The sequence below is a fragment of the Pseudomonas sp. PDM10 genome (genome assembly GCF_014852295.1).
Taxonomy (GTDB): Bacteria; Pseudomonadota; Gammaproteobacteria; order Pseudomonadales; family Pseudomonadaceae; genus Aquipseudomonas.
Genome location: NZ_JACVBJ010000019.1, coordinates 1 through 525 on the forward strand (window position 1 = coordinate 1; position 525 = coordinate 525).

Below are 525 nucleotides of genomic sequence, written 5' to 3' on the forward strand. Positions count from 1 at the left end.
CCGAGCTGATGCGCTACCTGCGCAAACTGGCCGACAAGGATCTGGCGCTGGACCGCACCATGATCCCGCTGGGCTCGTGCACCATGAAACTCAACGCCGCCAGCGAAATGATCCCGGTGACCTGGGCCGAATTCGGCGCCCTGCACCCGTTCGCTCCGGCCGAACAAAGCGCCGGCTATCAGCAGCTGACCGACGAACTGGAAGCGATGCTCTGCGCCGCCACCGGGTACGACGCGATCTCGCTGCAACCGAACGCCGGTTCCCAGGGTGAATACGCCGGCCTGCTGGCGATTCGTGCGTACCATCAGAGCCGTGGCGAAGACCGTCGCGACATCTGCCTGATCCCGTCCTCGGCCCACGGCACCAACCCGGCCACCGCCAACATGGCCGGCATGCGCGTGGTGGTCACCGCCTGCGATGCCCGCGGCAACGTCGACATCGAAGACCTGCGGGCCAAGGCCATCGAGCACCGCGAACACCTCGCCGCGCTGATGATCACCTACCCGTCGACCCACGGCGTGTTCG

Annotated in this window: 1 pseudogene; it reads left to right on the top strand. The window is 66.7% G+C overall.

The annotated features are described in order from the left end of the window. Nucleotides 1-525: pseudogene (locus IB252_RS29910) on the top strand (glycine dehydrogenase (aminomethyl-transferring)); the annotation flags it as partial.